The organism is Ferrimonas kyonanensis DSM 18153, from assembly GCF_000425405.1.
Classification (GTDB): domain Bacteria; phylum Pseudomonadota; class Gammaproteobacteria; order Enterobacterales; family Shewanellaceae; genus Ferrimonas; species Ferrimonas kyonanensis.
Genome location: NZ_KE384367.1, coordinates 1 through 17,199, shown reverse-complemented (window position 1 = coordinate 17,199; position 17,199 = coordinate 1). Strand labels below are relative to the sequence as shown.

The window sequence follows — 17,199 nt, the reverse complement described above, 5'->3', positions numbered from 1 at the left end:
GGCATCCTCTGAATAGCTGTGCGGTTTCATCATCATCAAAACTCCCTGCATTGGCCTTAGGTTCGATGCCTGGGTCACCGAACTCCGTCCTGAATCGTGCGCCGCAACCTTGTTGCGGCGCACTTTTTTTAGGCTCCCTGCCAAGGTAGGGGCTGCTGCTTAACAGCGAATCGCTCAGCAGAGTTTGAGTGTCAGACATGAAAAAGCCCCGCAGTTGCGGGGCTTTTTTTCGAATGGCTTCGATTAGCTGGGGTCGATGACCATCTTGCTGATGTTGGCCTTCAGCAGTGCCCGCAACTGTTCCAGCGCCTTGGTTTCCGACGCCGGGTTGATGTAGAACGACTCGTTGAACATCGGCAGTGGTGGCAACTTGTGCTCTGCGGCATCCAGCACTCGCATCTTGTCGCTGATTCGAAACTCGGCGATGGGAGCAATCACCAGGTCGTCTTCCACCGCCATGCACAGTGCTTGAGGCGATGGGGTCGACAGCAGCACGTTGATGGGGCGCATGGAGATGTTGTGGTTAGCAAACACCTGGGCGCGAATGGGGCAGTTTTCCGGGTACAGCGCCATGGGTACGGTCGAGCGGTTATGGGCGTTGCCGTTCTTGGCGGCGGCCCAGACAAAGCGGCGTTCAAACAGCAGGTCGCCGTGAGGCTGTGGATGCCAGTGGGTGGCGATGATGGCATCGAACTCGCCGTTTTGCAGGCGCTTAAACAGGTTACCGCTGACGTCGGTATCGATTACCAGCGCCAGGTTGGTGAATTCGCGAATGAATTCAATCAGGCCACTTTCCAGGTACCACTTAACGTAATCCGTTGGCACCCCCAGGCGAATGATCTGCTTGGTATCGGTGTCCTTGAGGTCATCCAGAGCCTGAGAGTTCAACTGCACCATCTTGTAGGCGTAGTTGAGCAGCTTTTCACCGGCTTCGGTCAGGGTGGTGCCGCGGTTGTCGCGCTCCAACAGGGACTGACCGACGCTCTCTTCCAACTTTTTGATCTGCAAGCTCAGCGCGGACTGGGTACGACAAACGCGATCTGCCGCTTTTGACATATTGCCGGTTTCGGCGACGGCGATGAAACTCTCTAAAAGTTCGACTTTGAGCATGGTGTATTCGCTTTGCAAATGATGCCCCAAGTATTACTCAATATTAGGTATGACCAAAGGTTGCTATGGTGTAACTGTGAGTTTCAACATTAAAAATCTGGAGCCGGCCATGAGCAATTGGGAACAACGGGGCAATTTTCTGGTTTCCGTAGCACAGCGCTGTTTGCGGGGACAAAAGAGCTTTAATTTGTGCCGTTCACATTTGGTGAAGGCCAGTCAAATTTCCAAGGGCACGGTGTACAACCATTTTACCAATGAAGCGGATTTGGTGGTCGCGGTGGCCATCGCCGAGTTCCGGGATTTTCTGCAACAGGCGCTTCAGGATGAAGAAACTTACGCCGATCCGCTGCACCGTTTTCTGTACCATCATTGCTGGCGGATGCGCGACGTATTGTGCAACGATCGTTTCGTGATCTCCCGAGTGATGCCCAATACCGATCTGCTGGAGCAGGCCGGCGAATATTACCAGGCGGCGTACAACAAAGCCTGGAACGACTACAACCAGTGGAACAAGGATCTCATTCGAGAGATGGGCGAAGTGCAGGGGTTCGATCGGGGCACTCTGGTTCGTAACTTCGTTCGCGGCACCATGGTGAACATCGATGAAGGCGATACCGATTGCTGTGACATCGAGCTGTACCACCAGTACTGTTATGCCCTGGCGCAACTGCTGGGTCACTCCGATAAGCGGATTCCCACCCGTAACGAACTGTCTCAATGGCTGATTCACCTGCAGCAGGCCGCCTGAACTAATGCACTTATGGTCTATTGATGGACCATATTGTTATCAGCAATTGAGTAACAGACTCGGTCAAACACCTATCTTCTAGTTGAACCCTCTGTGTTTAACTGGAGATAGGCAATGGATAAGCGCAAAACCCTCAATGCAACGCTTGCCGGCTTGATGTCGGTGGGTTTCCTTGTGGCCGCCAATCAAGCCCAGGCCGTGCCGGATCAGCCCGAGGCGTGGGAGAAGTGTGCCGGAGTGGCCAAAAAGGGCATGAATGATTGCGGCGCCCTCGATGGCAGCCACGGCTGTGCCGGTCAGGCCAAAACCGACAACAGTGCCCAGGAGTGGGTGTACGTTCCCCAAGGCACCTGCAAGAAGATTGGCGGTAAAGTGGCCAAGGTGAAACCCGCCAAGGGGATGAAGAAGTCATGATCCCAGGGCGGTTGCCCGGGATCGAGCCTGACAGCGTCAGCATCAGTCTGCGGGAACAACACCTGCAGCAGGTTTTGCAGCGGCGGGAGCCGCTGCCCTTTGTTGAGGTGATGGCAGACAACTACCTGGCGCTTCGCGGCCCCCATTACCAGCTGCTGCAACAGGTGGCGCAGCGCTATCCCGTGGTGCTGCATTGCGTGGGGTTGTCTCCGGGCTCTGGCGGCGCCGATGATGATTACCTGCGCCGCCTGGGTCGCATGGCCTCGGAGTTGGGGGCCATCGCGGTGTCCGATCACCTCAGCGTCAGCCAACTGCCCGGGGGGCGGGTGCATGACTTGCTACCCATCCGCTACCGTCCGGAGATGTTGCCACCGTTGGTGGCGGCCATCCATCGGATTCAGGACGTCACCGGCCTGCCCTTTATCATCGAGAATATTTCCCGCTATCTGGCCTATGCCGACGACTGCCTCGATGAAGGCGAGTTGCTCGACGAGTTGCACCGGCGAACGGGCGCCGGGATGCTGCTGGACATCAACAATCTGTATGTGACGGCGCATAACCTGGGGCAGTCGCCAATGGCGCTGTTGCGCCGGTTCCCCCTGGGCGCCGTGGCCTATTGTCATCTCGCCGGTTATCAGCAACGCCGTCATCTGCTGGTGGACACCCATGGCAGCCGGGTCAGCGAGCCGGTGTGGCAATTGTACGCCCAGGTGCTCGCCGCCATGGGCCCCAGGCCAACCATCATCGAGTGGGATAACGACATTCCGCCGCTGGAGGTGCTGCTTGAAGAGGCTCGGCGAGCGGAGACGTTGATGCAGCAGCAGGAGGCGATATGAACTGGGTCAGGGATCCGCTGCAGTACCACCGCGTTCAGGGGCCGGCCGGGTTTCAACCATTGGCGGACGGCATCAGCCTGGATGAGGCGCTGGAGGTCTATCGCCAGAACCGTGCCGGAGCCCTGGTGCAGGCTTTGCTGAGTACCTTTCCGGTATGCCGCTATGTGTTGGGAGAGGAATTGATGCTGGCGATCTGCCGCAACTGTGCGGCATCGCTGGACGCGGATCAAAGCCTGGAGCGGGTGGGGGCGCAGCTGCTGCCCTGGTTAAGGGGGCAGCCTCAGGGGGCAGCGCTGTTTGCCGATTACCCTTTCCTGCCGGCACTGCTGCAGTGGGAGTGGGGCTGGCACGGCGCTTATTACGCCTACGACTGGCCACCGCTGAACCCGTCTCGGTGTCAGCAGTGGCTGGACGGCGACGGCTCGACCCTGGCGCCGTGGCGATTGAATCCTGCACTGACGCTGGTGGCCTCGTCCTATGCCATCGAATCGCTGTGGCTTGGCGGCAGGCGCCTGGTCGAGGGCAGTGATGAGGAGTTGCAGGTTGAGCGAGGCGCGATGGCCTGCTGGGCCATCTGGCCGACGCCGACTGGAGTGGAGTACCGACGGCTGACGGCTGCGGAGTTGGCCAGCCTGCAAACGCTGCGCCTGCCGCTGCGCGGACTCAGCGAGCGGCCGGTTAGGCTGAATCCCGAGCATTTGGTGGCGATGATCCAGTGCCAGTGGCTGGTGGCCCGGGATGGTTAGCTGGCGTAATGCATCTCCAGGTCCCGGGCCAGGGCGTTTCGCACCTCGGGGGGAGCGGTGATCTTGGCGACGCCGGCCAGGGGGTGATCGATGCCGCAGTGCAGCGATGCACCTTGCTTGATGTCGATGATCGCCTCGGGCGGAAACTCAAATCGAAGAAAGTGAACGCTGGAGGTCTTATCGGCCTCGCTGCGGGCCATGTCCTCGTCGGCGATGGCCATGATTCGCTGGCCGTCTCCCACTTGAAGCCACAGGGTATGCTCGATGCCCGCTAACTGTGCGAGTCGCAGTTTGCGCTCATCGACATTGGTGTACTCAATCAGCATGGTGGCTTTGAGGTTGGTGCCATCGGGGATCAGCGGATTGTAGGCATCCAGCTCCTCCTGAATGCCGGCCCGTTCAAATATTCCCTCGATGCGCAGCATCTCCTGAATCTGGTAGCGAATGGTCAGGGCGTCCTCGAAGCTGAGACGAATGTGCTCGCCTAACTGCAACTGCCGCAGCCGTTTGTGCTCCATGATCTGGCGCCGGAACAACGGCCGTTTTTCTGCGTAGGTTTCCAGAGACCACAGCTGGTCCCGGGTCAGTTTACTCATAGCGGACTCCGACAATTACAACCCATAGGCGTGTCTGAGCAGGGTCATCGGGTGACTGGGTTTAGCGTCGCCCTCCTGCAGGGAGGCCAGGTGGGCGCTGGCCATGGGGCAATCACTGGCAAGATGGGGGGCGGCCTGCTGTGCCAGCTTTCGTACTACCGGCCGGGCGATTTTGACCGCGTGGTCGTAGCTTTCAACCTTGAGGGCGTAGGTGCCGTCATGGCCGGAGCAGCGCTCGATGGCGTCGATGCGGGTGCCGGGGATCAACTGCAGGATGTCGCGGGTCTTGAGACCGATCTTCTGCACCCTCAGGTGGCAGGCGACGTGGTAGCTGACGTCACCCAGTTCATTGGCAAACTCGGTGTTCATCAGCCCGGCCTTGTGGCGCTGATGCAGGTACTCAAATGGATCGAAGAACGCCCGCTGCACCGCCGTCACGTCGGGGTCGTCCGGGTACATCAGCGGCAACTCCTGTTTGAACATCAGCACACAGGAGGGCACCGGCGCGATCACATCGAATCCCTGGCGAACCAGATCCGCCAGTATGGGAATGCTGTGCTGTTTTAACGCCTCGACACTGGCCAGATCCCCCAGCTCCAGCTTGGGCATGCCGCAGCAGTGATTGCCGGGTACCAGCTCGATGTGGATGCCGTTGTGCTGAAACACCTTAAAGAAATCTTCGCCGAGATCCGGTCGATTGGCGTTGCCGTAGCAGGTGGCAAACAGCGCCACTTTACCGCTGGTCTCTCCCGCTGCCACCGGGGTGATTTCCCGGGCCAGCGGTCGGGTACGTTGACGAATGGTGTGGCGATGGTATTGGGGCAGGGTGGCACGACGGTCGATACCCAGAGTCGCCTCCAGGCCCTTGCGAAAGCCGCTGGAACGATTGAGGGCGTTGACGGTAACGTCTACCAGTGGCAGCGTTGCCAGCCTGCCGACGGCGGTGGTGCTGGTCATCAGCCTATCCCGTAATGGCGGCGGCGACTCCTGAAACTGAACCGCCTTGGCCCGCAGCATCAGGTGGGGAAAGTCCACGTTCCAGTCGTGGGGCGGCACATAGGGACACTTGGTCAGGTAACACAAATCGCACAGGTAGCACTGATTGACCACCTGGGCATAATCGGCCTTGCGGACGCCATCCACCTCCATGGTGTCGGAGTCGTCCACCAGGCTGAACAGGGTAGGGAAGGCCTGACACAAGCTGACGCAGCGGCGGCAGCCATGGCAGATATCAAACACCCGCTCCAACTCGTGGTCCAGCGATTGCCGGTCGTAGAAGCTGGCTGATTTCCAGTCCAGCGGATGACGAGTGGGAGCGTCCAGACTGCCTTCCCTGTGGGCCATCGATGGCCTCCTTAGCTCGGGTTAGCGAAACTTGACGTCGAGGATGGCTCAGCCATCCAGGTTATCCAGGGCTTTTTGAAAGCGGTTGGCGTGGCTGCGCTCGGCCTTGGCCAGCGTTTCAAACCAGTCGGCTACTTCGTCAAAGCCCTCGTCGCGGGCGGTCTTAGCCATGCCCGGGTACATATCGGTGTACTCATGGGTCTCGCCGGCAATGGCGGCCTTGAGGTTGTGCTCGGTGGCGCCGATAGGCAGGCCGGTGGCGGGATCGCCCACCTCTTCCAGGTACTCCAGGTGGCCATGGGCGTGGCCGGTTTCTCCTTCTGCTGTGGAACGGAACACCGCCGCCACATCGTTATAGCCTTCGATGTCGGCTTTGGAGGCGAAATAGAGGTAACGTCGGTTGGCTTGTGATTCACCGGCAAAGGCGTCTTTCAGGTTTTGCTCGGTCTTGGATCCTTTAAGCGACATGGGCACTTCCTCGTTACAGAGACTGGGGTGCGAGCCTGAGAAAAGGGCTGTTACTCAAAGGTAGTTACTGCAAAAACGCTTCACCAGTGAATATAAATAGAATATTTAGATTGAATTCATCGGCATCTTGGATGGGCCGACTGCATAATGAGGCGTGACCAGCTCAAGTGTCTGACGGGGAGGGGGAAAGCAGTGTGGAGAGAAGGTGCGCAGAGACGGACGCCTCTGCGCGGGCACGTTAGCCTTTGACCAGAGGGTCGACAAAGGTGACGGCCATGTCCCAGGGCTGCTCAATCCAGGTGTCCTGAGGAATATCGACCACATAATCGTCCACCAGGTGTTTGCCCGCAGGTTTGGCGCAAACGGTAACAAAGTGGGCTTTAGGATACAGCTCGCGAATCATCTCGGCGGTGCCGCCGGTGTCGACCAGGTCGTCGATAACGATGAAGCCTTCGCCGTCGCCCGGGGCTTGCTTGACCACGGTCAGGTCGCGTTGGTGGTTGTGATCGTAGCTGGAGATGCAGACGGTATCGACGTAGCGAATGCCGAGCTCACGGGCCAGAATCGCTGATGGTACAAGGCCGCCACGGCTTACGGCGATGATCCCTTTCCACTGATCCGCAGGCAGAAGGCGCTCGGCCAGTTGGCGGGAATACATCTGCATGTTGTCCCAGGTGATGACGAACTTGTTACTCATGATCCAATGAACCTCAAAAGACAGGGACCGGGTCCGCTGTACTAACTTATGAAAATTTATTGGGCGGTGATTCTAGCAAAAAAACCGGTTTGTGGCCCGAAATTCCCATCCTAAAGTTTAAAAAACAGTGATCTGATTCGGGTTCAAAGTCTAAATGGCTAAAAATCCATCCTTTTAGAGTGGTGACTGGCCTGGTGACAGCGAGTCACCAGGCCGTTGCGGTTAGTGTTGCAACTGAGGCCACAGCGAGGGGAAGCCCCAGCCCTGTTCGCCAGCCACCACCGGTTCGCCGGTCAAATACTGATATAAGGTTGGCGCCAGTGAACCGTTGACGGCGGCCGGCAGCGGCGTACGGCTGGTGATCGGGGTGCCCCAGAACCCCAAGAAGGCGTCCTTTTCCAGGTAGTGCTCACCGGCATGGCGGCCGGGTACCAGGGTGTTGTAACCCACGCCCTCTTTCGGGAACAGGTTGATGGTGCCGGCACGGTCTTCATCGTACAGGTGGGCCAGCTGGTTGACCGAATCGGGCCGTGGGCCAAACTGAGTCAGGGTGCGCCACTGGGTGTCGGTGCACCAGCTGTCGGGGTGAGTCAGGGTCGCCTCGGTCAGGCAGCGGCGAAGCAGCGCTCGTTTTTCCGCACTCTGATGCTCGGACAGGGGCGCCAGATAGGGATTGCTGCGATCTACATCCAGTAGTTTCGGCTGGCCGTGGTTGTCGGCTCGGCGGTAGAACAGTCGATTGCCGTGGCGCTGAATGATCTCATCCTGACGGATGCCGTCGCGATAGCCCACCAACCGCAGGGTGCAGCGGTCGGGGCTGCAGGGGGTTTCCCTGACGGCCAGATAATCCAGCGAGTCGTGCAGGCGGCGGGCGGTGGCGTCAATTAGATCGACCCGGCTGCCCTCGGGAGCCTGCAGCGGGGTCCAGTGGGTCAGTTCATGGTACAGCGGCTGGGTCTGCCAGCCACTGCGAGCGTTGAACAGATCCAGCATAAAGTTGCCGCCGGCGGTGGAGGCGATCACCACATCCAGCTCACGGTTACTGGGGTAGTGATGGGCGTTGGTGATCTTGGGGCCTTCCCCTTCGTCGGAAGAGATCTTGCGCACCGACAGGGGGTAGCCCAATTCGGTTTCCAGTGCCTGCAGCACCTCGACTTCCGGGTTGAGGGCGTAGTAGATGGGCGCCAGGCCGTGATCGCCGGCCATGCCCCACAGGGTCTGATCGTAGATGCCGGCCTGCTGATACAGCTCGGTGTAGCGGCCAAGCCAGTAGTCGAGTCGATTCAGTTCGCCGGTGGGCGCGATGATCTCATCGCTGAAGGGACCTTTGAAATGGGCGAAATGATCCGGCCAGGGCAGGTACATCAGCAGATAATCGGGCATCCCCTGTTCCGACAGTGCCGCCAGCTTGCCCAGTCGCTCTTTGAGCAACTGTTTGCGGCTGAGTTTGCTCAGTGGCGCCCACCAGCTCTGCTGCTGGTAACGCTCAATCTCCTCAATTAAGGCACGGCGCTCGGCGCGAATCTTGGGTTCTGCCTCAGCGCGCCTTGCCAGCTCTCCGGCGCAGCGGCGTTCGCCAAAGTCGCGAATGGCCTCTCCCAGCCCCAGGTTCACCAGCGCGTCATAGCTGATCTGGGCGTTCCAGTCATACTGGGCATTGCAGCTCATGGTTTTGAGGTGGGGCAGGCGATCGAACATGGTCTTGGCGCCGTGGTCCTGAAACAGCTTCTCCAGTTGCAGGGCGTCGTTGCCGAAAAAGTAGTAGGCCCGGTCCTTATCCCGATCCACGAAGTGGAAATTGGGAATGCCGGTGCCCCCGGGCCCGGCGACGGTGGCGCCGGTTTTGATGATCGGCAGGTTGCGGACACTGATGGTGGGGGTGGTCGAGGCGCCGTGCTCGGTGATGGCCGTCGGTTGAGTGCGGTATAGGGTTTTAAAGAACGGCAGGTAATGGGGATCGGTATCGACGCCTTCGGCCCGGGCTGTAAGGTAATTAAGCTGCTGACGGTGTTCCGGCTCCACCACGCTGTCGTTATGGGGGCGGTAGGTTTTGTGCTGACGGTAGTTGGCTAGGGCATGGGTGATAAAGGGCGTCGGGGTTGGCGTCACCAGCGCCCGCATCAGTCCCTGCTGCAGGCCGTCCACCGCCACCTGCACCGCAAAGCCCCGTTGATCCTGGCTGGCTAAAAACGCGCGCAATGCGTCTGGGTCGTCGTCCATCTGCTGCTGCATCCAATCGCTGAAGGCATCGATGCGTTTTTGCTCCAGAGCAAACTGCCGGTAGTTTTTCAGCACGTTGTAGCGGACAAAGTCGATGAGGGTAATGGTGACGGCTTCGGCTTTGTTGTTGACCGAGCCGGCTCGCTCCGGCGCCGCATCGGCGATGATGGCGGCGACGGCGTGTTTAAACTCTCCCGGGGCCATGTTGGCCTCGAAATCGGTCAACAGGCCGATGATCAGCGGTTGCACTCGTTGAATCAGCGCCCGGTCGGCGGCGCTGTCGTCCAGGTAGCGGTACTCGGCGGGCAGATGACGACCCAGCACCCATTCGTCGTTGTTAAACAGGGCGTCGTACAAGGATACCAGGGTGGCAATCAGCCGATCGTTGATCAGCTCCCCTTCCGGCTCTGCGGCGTCGACGACCGGGTCATCGACGCTGAACAGCGAATGCTCATAGCGTTTGAGCTCGTCGGTTGAGTATTGCTGTTGCAGGTAGGCCTTGAACACATCGTTGCTGTCGTAACCGCCGTAGCGGTCTTTGAACATGTACAGGAAGTGGCCCAGCTGAATGGCGTACATCGGGTTGGCCAGGCGGCTGATGACCCGGCCCTTGGTGGCGCTGTCCAGTGGCAGGGTCAGGATGTAGGTGTCCAGGGTGGTGCCACCGATGGTAAACAGGGTCAGGTCACGGGTGGTGGTGGCCACCAGAGTACTGGTGTCGAGAATCTGCTCTTTGATGATGTGGCTGGCGTGATAGAGGCCACCTACCACGGGCACTTTGCCAATGTCGGCAGCCAGGGCGGGTTGCAGCAGTTGCGTCAGCAGCAATCCGCCGCAAAGAGTCCGCATCATCATTGTGTAATCCTTTGTTTTTCAAACAACAAGGCACAGGGTAGCGGAAAATCGCGTCGGGAGGGAGTGATGAAATGGCAAAGCATGAGCGCGCCGGTAACGAATCGGCGCGCCCGTGGTACGATAGGCCAGGTTTGAATCAGCGGTAGATGTGGTCAGCCCACAGGGTCAGGCCGGTGGTGACACTGCCAAAGTTGTCGCCGGCCACCAGGGGCAGGCCATAACGTTGGCGGAAAAACTCCTGTACCAGGGGGGAGTTGGAGGTGCCGCCGGTCATAAAGATGACGTCCGGCTGACAGCCGGCCTGGGCGATGGCATCGTCGGCGAGGCGACCAATGGTGTCCAGTGCTTTTTCGGCACTGGCTTTAAACTGCTGCTGATCGACCTGAGCCTGCAGGCTCGCCTCCAGGAAGCTCAGATCCACCTGGGTATTGGGCTGGTCACTGAGGGCGATCTTCGCTTGCTCGGCGTAGGCGCTCAACTGGTAGGTCTGGCGTTCGTTGGCCAGAGTCAACAGCCGACCGACTTCGGTCAGCTCGGGTTCCCGTCTCAGGCTGTCCAGTAGCCGGCGGGTGTCGGCGTCGTAGAAGCGGGTCTGTGACGACAGATCGTTGATGGCGGCAGCGTCCCAGTACGGCTTAACCGGCACCGGCTTGCCACTGGGCTGCATCAGCCGTGAGCCCAGATGAGGCATCAGACTCTGGAAGTTCAGCGCGATGTCGAAGTCGTTGCCGCCCACCCGGACCCCGGCATACCCGAGAACCAGGTCTTGATGGTCTTTTTGCTGCAGGTAGTTCGGCCCCATGGTGACCAAAGAGATGTCGCTGGTGCCACCGCCGATGTCCACCACCAGTACCTTCTGTTCTTCGGTCAGCTGCTGCTGATAGGCCAGACCGGCGGCCATGGGCTCGTACAAAAACTCCACCTGCTTAAAGCCAACAAAGCGGGCGGCGTTGTTCAGAATTTGCAGGGCCTGACGATTGCTGTCATCGCTGTTCAGGCCCTGGAAGTTAATGGGACGACCGATGACCACCTTGTCGGGACGGGCCTGACCGGCCTGATCCAACTGGCACAGCAGGTGCCACATCATGGCGGCGACCACATCTTCAAACTGCTGTTGTTGCGGCGGTAACAGGCCACTGGCACCGAGAAAACTCTTCGGTGATTTGACGTAGTAACAGTCGGCGGGGTCTTCCAGGTAGTGATTCAGGGCACTGGCGCCAAACTCCAGTGAGTCGCCATAGCCATCGAGCTTGAGTTCGTTCATGGCGCGGGTGCTGGCGGGCAGTTGGCCACGACGGGCTTGCTGGAACGGCGAGTGCAGTTGGTGCTGCTGTAATTGTTTAAACAGCCAGGCCGCCATCATCTCTCGCTGCGGAGCAAACAGCGTCGAACTCATGTAGCGACCGTGATCCGGCAGCTCCACCAGTTGAACCGCCGCCTCGGCCATCACGCCAATGGCGCAGTTGGAGGTGCCGAAATCAAAACCTGCGATGTTGGAGTGTGTCATGGCCTGCCCGTCGTCGAAGAAAAGCCGCGCAGAATACCCAATGTGCTGCTGCCATACAAGCGATGTGACGGGGATTAGTCCGCCGGCGCTTCAAACCCGCCATTTGGCTAGTACCCCGCTGCTCTGGTGCGCTTTACCATCGGGACTGACTGGGACGGATTCGGGAGCGTCGACATGGCGAAAGCCGGCAACAATGCACTGCGGCGATGGTTGCTGATCGGACTGCTGGCATTGACGGCGCTGATGGGCGGGATGCCGGTGGCATCTGCCGGGGCCGACATTGAGCTGGACGGCATGCTTATCGACCGCACCATTACCCGCTTTGGTAAGGACTTTTTGTATTACTACGGCAACTACTGGCGTGATTTGCCCGGCACCCAGGGCTTCACGGTCACCGTCTATGAAACCGTGTATCCCCAGGCCGGTACTCGACTGTGGATACTGATTAATCAAACCAAGGTGTATGAAACCTACTTTGGGCGGCGCCACAACAACATGAAGCAGCGCGCCGACGACGCCATGCTGATCACCATTGATCACGTGGCCCAGGTCAAGGCAGACATCATGCTGGGGCATCAGGACCAACGCTGGTGACACGGCTAAGGAGTGACGATGAAACGGGCAGTGGCAATGATGGCGCTGTTGGTGAGCGGGCCGGTGGGGGCGACGCAGCTGACGTACACGCCAATTAATCCGAGTTTTGGTGGTAATCCCTTAAATGGGTCTTTCCTGTTAAATAAAGCACAATCGCAGAACGATCATAAAGAAGCGTATAAAGAAGCCAGCTTTGTTGAACAATTCCAAGATGCACTGGAACGAAATTTGTTATATAGCCTGACCAGTGACATCTCCAACGGTGAATTTACTGCCGGCACCTATAATACCGGCGAGTATATCGTCGAAGTGCTGGATACCGATCCGGACAATATTCTGGTGAAGATTACCGATATCGCGACCGGAGAAATAACCGAAATCATTCTGCCGAGGCTGAGTTACTGATGAAAAAACTGTCATTGATGCTTGGCCTGTTGCTGCTCGGCGGGTGTGCAGCCTTTTCCAAGCCAGAACTGTTTATTGAACCCGCCCTAATCGATCCGGTGAGTGACACCATGCAGAGTCTGCAGCAGCAGCCGACGCCTCAGTACCGGATTCCGGTGGCGGTGTACGCGTTCCGGGATCAGACCGGTCAGTACAAGCCTCAGGCCAACGTCAGTTCATTTTCGACCGCGGTCACTCAAGGGGCTACCTCGATGCTGATTCAGACGTTGCTGGACACCCATTGGTTTGATCCGGTCGAGCGTGAAGGGCTGCAGAACCTGCTGACCGAGCGCAAGATCATTCGCCAGAGAATGGATGGCAATGCCGATACCATGGGCACTCTGGCCGATGCCAGGCTGCTGTTTGAGGGCGGCATCGTGTCCTACGACACCGACGTGGAGACCGGGGGCATCGGAATGGAGTACTACGGCATCGGTGCGTCGGAGTTGTTCCGCAAAGACCAGGTGACCCTGTACCTGCGCGCCGTGGATGTGGTGACCGGTAAGATCTTGATTTCGGTGTCGGCCACCAAATACATCTTTTCTCAGGAACTGCGGGCCGGCTTTTTCCGCTACGTCAGTCTAAACCGGCTGGCGGAGGCCGAGGCGGGCTACAGCACCAACGAGCCGGTGCAGCTGTGCGTCAAACAGGCACTGGAAGCGGCGGTGATCGAGGTGATCGAACGGGGGGTGTTGCTGGGGTATTGGGCGGCAGAAAGTTAAATCTTGAGAGCGTGTCTCAGGGCTGCGAAAGCGGCCCTTTTTTATATCTGAAATAAAATGGGATTAGTCAATTAGAGCTTATTAGTCTGAATGTTCTAGTCCGGATTTAATTGTTTTTGTTACCTTGTTTTAATTCATTGGCTTATCTGTTTTTGGTTATTTTTATTCAGCCGTACGGACTATGTTTTTTCCATTTTAATGTTCTTACTCTATAGAGGCTTGCTAAGTCTGAGGGTGTTATGAAATATCTGCTTGTTTTACTTTTGATGACCAGTTCATGGCTATGTGCCACGGAGCTGTCTCTGCCTTTGCAAGCATTGATTAATCGACCATCTGTGGATGGTTTATTACAGCAAAACAGTCGTAACTATGCACTGGTTCATCAACTGGGCAGCGTCAACCAGGCCGAGATCGTGCAGGCCGGCGGCGTTGGGAATGTGGTCGTATTAACGCAAACAGGATGGCAACAACGCTCGACCCTGAATCAACATGGAAATGGCAACACAGCGATTGTCACTCAGATTGGTAGTGGTAATGCGTCGTCGGTGACTCAGACCGGACGCGGCAATCTCGCCATCAATACCCAGATTACCGACAACAGTGACATCGGCATTAACCAAACCGGGAACTTCAACAAAATCATAGTGAACGACTTTTCTGGTGGTGGTACGCCGCTGGAACAGCAGTTCAACCAAACCGGAAGTTTCCGCACGGTGATCGTGAATCACTATTGAGATGACATTAGGAGAGTACGATGAAACGTGGATTCAATCTGTCAGTAATCACCATTGCCCTGCTCAGTGTGGGCTTCTGTGTCAACGCCGCCGATACCGTCAAGGTGGATCAGAAGGGCGTGGAAAACAGCGCCGAATACCGCTCCTGGGGCGACAACGACGCGCGCTTCCGTCAAAACGGCCAGTTCAACGAGATCAACGCCGCCGACGTGAAATCCACCAACAACCAGATGGACTACCGTCAACGTGGTGAAGGCAACGTGATTACCCAGGCCGACTTTGAAGACGGCGGCAACCATACCCTGAAGATGGACCAGAAAGGCCATCAGAATGCCATCGAATTTAACCTGGATCGTGGCGTTGTCGACGGCAACGGTTACAACATGAAGCTGGTGCAGGATAGCGCTGTTGGTGCCGGCCACCTGCTGAAGATGGAGCTGCAGGGGGACGGTGAGAAGGCCGACATTGCTCAGATCTCCGGTGATGGCCCTAATCCCGTTGGTCATCGGGTTGAGATGTACACCGTTCGCAGTGATGACAACAACTACACCATCAAGCAGTACGGCGCTGAAAACAGCATCACCTACACCGGCATGTTCGCTGACAATAACACCGTGATGGCGGATCAGCATGGGCGCGAAAACGTCATCGGTGCTCGACTGAACTTCGTGGATAGCAGCATGGCTAAGTTTGACCAGGACGGTCAGCGCAACCAGGCCCAACTGCTGATGGTGGGAAGTGGCCGCCCAATGGATGCCAAGGTAAACCTGTCTCAGCATGGTAAAGACAACCGCCTGCAGTCATTCGTGACCATGGCCGACACCTCGTTGGTTGAAGCGAGGCAAGAGGGCAATGGTAACGTGCTGGGCAGCGCCGTGACTGCCGTGAAAGACACCGAGCTGAAGACCGAACAATATGGCAAGGCCAACATGATCTCGGCCACCGTCAGCTGGGCAGACAGTGCCAAAGTGGTTGTTCGTCAGCAGGGTGAAAGCAACATGGCTGCTGCCAACGTGATGATGGTAAAAGAGAGCAAGATCAAGGCGGATCAGCAGGGGAAATACAATCAAGCGAACCTGGGACTGATCGGCATTAACTTCGAAAACGCCAAGGTCGAAGTGGCCCAGAAAGGCGAAAGTAATGCGCTGGGTGCCATGGTGACCAATGCGGTACGCTCCGAAATGCTGCTGAAGCAGAAGGGCGTAGGCAACCAGTTGGCACTGGGTGTCAATGGCATCGAAGACAGCAACATCAAAGCCAAGCAGCAGGGTCAGTACAACGTCGCCAATCTGCAGGTTGTTGGTGAGGGCGAAAGTCTGAAACTGACCACCGATCAGCAGGGACAGATGAACCAACTGACCGCCCTGGTTACCGATGTCGACAATGCCAAGATTCGCGCTGCCCAACATGGCCAGCAGAATACCGCGATGCTGAATCTGAACGGTAAAGATCAGGGGACCGATGTGGCTATGAATCAACACGGTAGCCTCAATGCCATCTCCCTGATGTCCACCGCCGCCAACCTGTGGGCGGAGATCGATCAGAATGGCGAGTACAACGTCGTAGATCTGGAAACCAACTCCAACGGTGTGGGTAACATCATCGACGTCAGCCAGCAAGGCAACAGCAATACGCTGAGCGGCGATCAGAAGTCCGGCGGCAACACCCTGTTGGCCGATCAGCAAGGCACTGGCAACGTCATTACGTTCCGCCAGACCTCCTACGGCAACACCGCTGACTTCACCCAGCAAGGCACAGGCAACGTCATCTCCGTCAGCCAGTTCTAATCTGCGCTGAATGCCTGTGATGGCTCCCGCCTTCGGGCGGGAGCCTTTTTACAGCGGATTAAACAGGAGGGATTCAGTTCAGCTTGCCGACCAGCTCGGCGCGGCTGTGGGTTTCGGTTTTACGAAATACCGATGCCAGGTGGGCCTTTACGGTGCACTCACTGATGAACAGTTGGCGGGCAATCTCCTTGTTGCTGGCCCCCAGGGCCACCAGGCGAACCACACCGAGTTCCCGCTCGGTCAGTTTGCTGATGCCATCGCCATTGCTGATGTGGAGCTTGTGGTTGTCCTTAATGAGTTGTGACAGGGCCTGCTCCATATGCTGGCGTTTAAACCATAAACCGCCGCTGAGCATGGTCTGTACACCGGTGAGTGCCCGTTCCACCTTGTCGCTGCGGTACAGGATGCCGCGCACGCCGTGGTGAATCAGGGTGACCGGATTGCAGCGACTTTCGACGGCATCGTAGACGGTAACGAATTGATGCAGTAGCAGTGGCTCCAGCCAACTGGCGACGGTACCGTTGATGGCGGGCATGCGATCGGCGGCGATCATAAACAGGGTCGACGGATGGCGCTCGGCATACTCGGTGACCTGGTGATGGCCATTGAGTTCGGCCACCTCACTCGCCAATGTCTGGCAAAGCTGATGCAAGGGCGAATTCAGCCCGGGCGAGTGCAAAAAACAGATGCTGGTTATCGACTTCTCCATGTTGACCTCTTATCCATGTCCACTGTGGGTAAGTGGCTCGTTATTTCACAATATCGTAACAGCTGGCCGGGTCACTTTGATTGCGATCAACAATGATTCCGATGCGGCTCCTTTCTCAAAGGTAATGATTTTATTAGATCTTTCTAATGGTCTGGCCAGTCAACGTGGCAAAAATGAAATTCGCTGCTCAGGCCCGTCAGTAAGCCATTTGCGCTAAATGAATCTTGGTTTTTGAACGGGTGAATTGCGTTTATTGAAACACTCGTTAGCGCAATGCCAGCGCACCGACAGCTGGCCTGATGCAACCAGAATTAACATGTTGCAGTTATGTTGACGAAGATTGAGTCTTGGTATTGGCGAACTTCAGAGTCAAAGTCACTGGGCCCTCGCGTGCGCAAGGGCGACGACCCTTCCTCCGTCATGCCCGCGAACGCGGGTAGCCAGTGTCTTTCGTTGGTTAGTCGAGAAGCAAAGCCACTGGGCCCTCGCGTTCGCAAGGGCGACGGTGCGAATGGGGTGGGTTAGTAATAAACGAGCAGTTGTGACGTTGCAGCAGAGATCGGTGCGGGTCATTACACTCAACAATCTAAAAAACCTTCCGTCATGCCCGCGAACGCGGGTATCCAGTGTCTGTGCCTTTTGTCATTCTTGCGCAGGCGAGAATCCAG

17 protein-coding genes are annotated in these 17,199 nt (G+C 57.5%); 9 read left to right on the top strand and 8 right to left on the bottom strand.

Features of this window, described 5'->3' with window-relative positions:
- Positions 1–243: 243 nt before the first annotated feature.
- A complete protein-coding gene (locus tag H598_RS0119940) occupies positions 244–1,110 on the bottom strand; it encodes a LysR family transcriptional regulator (RefSeq protein WP_028114582.1) in 867 nt (288 codons plus the stop codon).
- Positions 1,111–1,219: 109 nt separating this feature from the next.
- Between H598_RS0119940 and H598_RS0119935 the strand changes: the two genes are divergently transcribed.
- The 4 genes from H598_RS0119935 to H598_RS0119920 all read left to right on the top strand — a co-directional run bounded on the left by H598_RS0119935 (position 1,220) and on the right by H598_RS0119920 (position 3,854).
- On the top strand, positions 1,220–1,858 hold the full coding sequence (locus H598_RS0119935; protein WP_028114581.1) for a TetR/AcrR family transcriptional regulator: 639 nt from the start codon (positions 1,220–1,222) through the stop codon (positions 1,856–1,858).
- A 156-nt stretch (positions 1,859–2,014) separates the two neighbouring features.
- Positions 2,015–2,272, top strand: a complete 258-nt coding sequence (locus H598_RS0119930; RefSeq protein ID WP_371878138.1) for a BufA1 family periplasmic bufferin-type metallophore — start codon at positions 2,015–2,017, stop codon at positions 2,270–2,272.
- Complete coding sequence (locus H598_RS0119925) at positions 2,269–3,108, top strand: MbnB/TglH/ChrH family RiPP precursor modification enzyme (RefSeq protein WP_051252906.1); 840 nt, start codon at positions 2,269–2,271, stop codon at positions 3,106–3,108. The genes H598_RS0119930 and H598_RS0119925 overlap by 4 nt, the downstream gene beginning before the upstream one ends.
- Positions 3,105–3,854, top strand: coding sequence for an HvfC/BufC family peptide modification chaperone (locus H598_RS0119920; protein ID WP_028114578.1), 750 nt, complete (start codon positions 3,105–3,107; stop codon positions 3,852–3,854). The genes H598_RS0119925 and H598_RS0119920 overlap by 4 nt, the downstream gene beginning before the upstream one ends.
- Here H598_RS0119920 and H598_RS0119915 read toward each other — a convergent pair.
- The 6 genes from H598_RS0119915 to yegD form a co-directional block, all read right to left on the bottom strand.
- Positions 3,851–4,450: a DUF3501 family protein gene (locus tag H598_RS0119915; RefSeq protein WP_028114577.1), complete on the bottom strand. Its 600-nt coding sequence runs from the start codon at positions 4,448–4,450 to the stop codon at positions 3,851–3,853. The two genes, H598_RS0119920 and H598_RS0119915, sit on opposite strands and share 4 nt — an antisense overlap.
- Positions 4,451–4,465: 15 nt before the next feature.
- The gene (locus H598_RS0119910; protein ID WP_028114576.1) at positions 4,466–5,794 is read right to left on the bottom strand and encodes a heterodisulfide reductase-related iron-sulfur binding cluster; all 1,329 of its coding nucleotides are present in this window, start codon (positions 5,792–5,794) and stop codon (positions 4,466–4,468) included.
- Positions 5,795–5,842: 48 nt separating this feature from the next.
- On the bottom strand, positions 5,843–6,262 hold the full coding sequence (locus H598_RS0119905) for a rubrerythrin family protein (RefSeq protein ID WP_028114575.1): 420 nt from the start codon (positions 6,260–6,262) through the stop codon (positions 5,843–5,845).
- Between the two features lie 238 nt (positions 6,263–6,500).
- Positions 6,501–6,959, bottom strand: a complete 459-nt coding sequence (gene gpt, locus H598_RS0119900; RefSeq protein ID WP_028114574.1) for a xanthine phosphoribosyltransferase — start codon at positions 6,957–6,959, stop codon at positions 6,501–6,503.
- A 222-nt stretch (positions 6,960–7,181) separates the two neighbouring features.
- Positions 7,182–10,034: an alkaline phosphatase family protein gene (locus H598_RS0119895; protein ID WP_028114573.1), complete on the bottom strand. Its 2,853-nt coding sequence runs from the start codon at positions 10,032–10,034 to the stop codon at positions 7,182–7,184.
- Positions 10,035–10,170: 136 nt separating this feature from the next.
- On the bottom strand, positions 10,171–11,541 hold the full coding sequence (gene yegD / locus H598_RS0119890) for a molecular chaperone (protein ID WP_035416318.1): 1,371 nt from the start codon (positions 11,539–11,541) through the stop codon (positions 10,171–10,173).
- 243 nt (positions 11,542–11,784) lie between these two features.
- Here yegD and H598_RS0119885 point away from each other — a divergent pair, with 243 nt between their 5' ends.
- From H598_RS0119885 to H598_RS0119865, 5 genes are all read left to right on the top strand, one after another.
- A complete protein-coding gene (locus H598_RS0119885) occupies positions 11,785–12,135 on the top strand; it encodes a curli production assembly/transport protein CsgE (protein WP_156897129.1) in 351 nt (116 codons plus the stop codon).
- 18 nt (positions 12,136–12,153) lie between these two features.
- Entirely contained in the window at positions 12,154–12,540 is a 387-nt protein-coding gene (locus H598_RS0119880) for a curli assembly protein CsgF (protein ID WP_051252904.1), read from the top strand.
- The gene (locus H598_RS0119875) at positions 12,540–13,301 is read left to right on the top strand and encodes a CsgG/HfaB family protein (protein ID WP_028114569.1); all 762 of its coding nucleotides are present in this window, start codon (positions 12,540–12,542) and stop codon (positions 13,299–13,301) included. Before H598_RS0119880 ends, H598_RS0119875 begins: the two co-directional genes overlap by 1 nt.
- Before the next feature lie 239 nt (positions 13,302–13,540).
- Positions 13,541–14,035: a hypothetical protein gene (locus H598_RS25795; RefSeq protein ID WP_084144553.1), complete on the top strand. Its 495-nt coding sequence runs from the start codon at positions 13,541–13,543 to the stop codon at positions 14,033–14,035.
- A 20-nt stretch (positions 14,036–14,055) separates the two neighbouring features.
- On the top strand, positions 14,056–15,822 hold the full coding sequence (locus tag H598_RS0119865) for a hypothetical protein (protein WP_028114568.1): 1,767 nt from the start codon (positions 14,056–14,058) through the stop codon (positions 15,820–15,822).
- A gap of 73 nt (positions 15,823–15,895) precedes the next feature.
- On the opposite strand, the gene H598_RS25790 is transcribed toward H598_RS0119865, so the two are convergent.
- The gene (locus H598_RS25790) at positions 15,896–16,531 is read right to left on the bottom strand and encodes a helix-turn-helix transcriptional regulator (protein ID WP_051252902.1); all 636 of its coding nucleotides are present in this window, start codon (positions 16,529–16,531) and stop codon (positions 15,896–15,898) included.
- Between the last annotated feature and the right edge of the window lie 668 nt (positions 16,532–17,199).

Bases quoted from the DNA above. Each gene is read 5' to 3' on its own strand.
- H598_RS0119940 (WP_028114582.1), bottom strand. From the start codon at position 1,110: ATGCTCAAAGTCGAACTTTTAGAGAGTTTCATCGCCGTCGCCGAAACC.
- H598_RS0119935 (WP_028114581.1), top strand. From the start codon at position 1,220: ATGAGCAATTGGGAACAACGGGGCAATTTTCTGGTTTCCGTAGCACAG.
- H598_RS0119930 (WP_371878138.1), top strand. From the start codon at position 2,015: ATGTCGGTGGGTTTCCTTGTGGCCGCCAATCAAGCCCAGGCCGTGCCG.
- H598_RS0119925 (WP_051252906.1), top strand. From the start codon at position 2,269: ATGATCCCAGGGCGGTTGCCCGGGATCGAGCCTGACAGCGTCAGCATC.
- H598_RS0119920 (WP_028114578.1), top strand. From the start codon at position 3,105: ATGAACTGGGTCAGGGATCCGCTGCAGTACCACCGCGTTCAGGGGCCG.
- H598_RS0119915 (WP_028114577.1), bottom strand. From the start codon at position 4,450: ATGAGTAAACTGACCCGGGACCAGCTGTGGTCTCTGGAAACCTACGCA.
- H598_RS0119910 (WP_028114576.1), bottom strand. From the start codon at position 5,794: ATGGCCCACAGGGAAGGCAGTCTGGACGCTCCCACTCGTCATCCGCTG.
- H598_RS0119905 (WP_028114575.1), bottom strand. From the start codon at position 6,262: ATGTCGCTTAAAGGATCCAAGACCGAGCAAAACCTGAAAGACGCCTTT.
- gpt (WP_028114574.1), bottom strand. From the start codon at position 6,959: ATGAGTAACAAGTTCGTCATCACCTGGGACAACATGCAGATGTATTCC.
- H598_RS0119895 (WP_028114573.1), bottom strand. From the start codon at position 10,034: ATGATGATGCGGACTCTTTGCGGCGGATTGCTGCTGACGCAACTGCTG.
- yegD (WP_035416318.1), bottom strand. From the start codon at position 11,541: ATGACACACTCCAACATCGCAGGTTTTGATTTCGGCACCTCCAACTGC.
- H598_RS0119885 (WP_156897129.1), top strand. From the start codon at position 11,785: ATGGGCGGGATGCCGGTGGCATCTGCCGGGGCCGACATTGAGCTGGAC.
- H598_RS0119880 (WP_051252904.1), top strand. From the start codon at position 12,154: ATGAAACGGGCAGTGGCAATGATGGCGCTGTTGGTGAGCGGGCCGGTG.
- H598_RS0119875 (WP_028114569.1), top strand. From the start codon at position 12,540: ATGAAAAAACTGTCATTGATGCTTGGCCTGTTGCTGCTCGGCGGGTGT.
- H598_RS25795 (WP_084144553.1), top strand. From the start codon at position 13,541: ATGAAATATCTGCTTGTTTTACTTTTGATGACCAGTTCATGGCTATGT.
- H598_RS0119865 (WP_028114568.1), top strand. From the start codon at position 14,056: ATGAAACGTGGATTCAATCTGTCAGTAATCACCATTGCCCTGCTCAGT.
- H598_RS25790 (WP_051252902.1), bottom strand. From the start codon at position 16,531: ATGGAGAAGTCGATAACCAGCATCTGTTTTTTGCACTCGCCCGGGCTG.